The sequence below is a fragment of the Massilia sp. YIM B02769 genome, from assembly GCF_030411995.1.
In the GTDB taxonomy this organism is placed as follows: domain Bacteria; phylum Pseudomonadota; class Gammaproteobacteria; order Burkholderiales; family Burkholderiaceae_D; genus Telluria.
The window spans coordinates 1-1,221 of record NZ_JASNRC010000041.1; the positions used below are offsets into that span (position 1 = coordinate 1).

Annotated in this window: 1 protein-coding gene; it reads left to right on the forward strand. The window is 57.2% G+C overall.

The annotated features are described in order from the left end of the window. Nucleotides 1-91: 91 nt before the first annotated feature. Entirely contained in the window at nucleotides 92-1,075 is a 984-nt protein-coding gene (locus tag QPK31_RS26085) for an IS5 family transposase (RefSeq protein WP_290425793.1), read from the forward strand. Nucleotides 1,076-1,221: the final 146 nt, after the last annotated feature.

Genomic DNA, 1,221 nt, shown 5'->3' on the forward strand with positions numbered 1-1,221 from the left:
CTAGGGAGACGCTGATTAATTCGGCCGCTCCGGTTCCCGCCGGTGCCGCAACCTGAGACAATGACGCTACGTTCCTCGCCCGCCATCGATCATGCAAAAGAGCTTCTCCGACCTCGAATACGCCGCCAAGAAAAAGCGCACGCGGCGTGACCTTTTTCTCGCTAAGATCGATAGCGTGACACCATGGAGCAAGCTGCACAAACTGGTCGAGCCGTTCTATCCGAAGGTCGAAGGCGCTGGCCGTCCACCGATCGGGCTGGCGCGAATGCTGCGGATGTATGTGGCCCAACAATGCTTCGGTTTGTCGGACGAAGGCATTGAAGATGCGATCTACGACAGCCAGGCCATTCGCGCTTTCGTCGGCATCGATCTGGGCCGCGAGTCCGCGCCAGACGCGACGACGCTGCTCAAGTTTCGTCACCTGCTCGAAGCAAAAGATCTGACGCGCCAGATCTTCGATACGATCAACCGACACCTCGCCGAAAAGGGTTTGATGATGCGGGAGGGGACCATTGTTGACGCCACGCTGATCGCCGCACCACCGTCGACGAAGAACAAGGATGGCAAGCGTGATCCGGAGATGCACCAATCGAAGAAGGGCAATGACTGGCACTTCGGGATGAAAGCGCACATCGGCGTTGATGCTGCGTCTGGCCTGGTACACACCGTCGTGGGCACGGCTGGCAATGTCTCCGACGTGACGCAAGCACATGCGCTTTTGCATGGAGACGAGACCGCTGCGCTCGGCGACGCCGGCTATCAGGGCGTGGAGAAGCGCCCCGAAAATGTTGGCAAAACGGTGACCTGGCATGTCGCCATGAAGCGCTCCAAACGCAAGGCACTGCCCAAAAACAAACTGGGCCGCATGACGGAAAAACTGGAGCATTTGAAGGCCAGCGTTCGCGCGAAAGTCGAGCATCCGTTCCATGTCATCAAGAACCTGTTCCATCATCGGAAGACGCGCTACCGCGGGCTGGCGAAGAACACTGCGCAACTGTTTACTCTGTTTGGCTTCGCCAATTTAGTGCTGGCTGGCCGGCGATTTAGGGTCACTGAAACCCGAGTTGCGTCCTGAGCGCCAAAAGGCGCAAGGGATACCGCTATATCGCATAAAAACAGGCTGTAGTGATCTCTAAAAAACGAGATCGCAGCTGGAGCGCAACCGCGTCGCCAAAAAACCTCGGAGACGCGAAAATCGTCAATTAATCAGCGTTTCCCTAG

Coding starts and splice junctions, on each gene's coding strand:
- QPK31_RS26085 (WP_290425793.1), top strand. CDS start 92: ATGCAAAAGAGCTTCTCCGACCTCGAATACGCCGCCAAGAAAAAGCGC.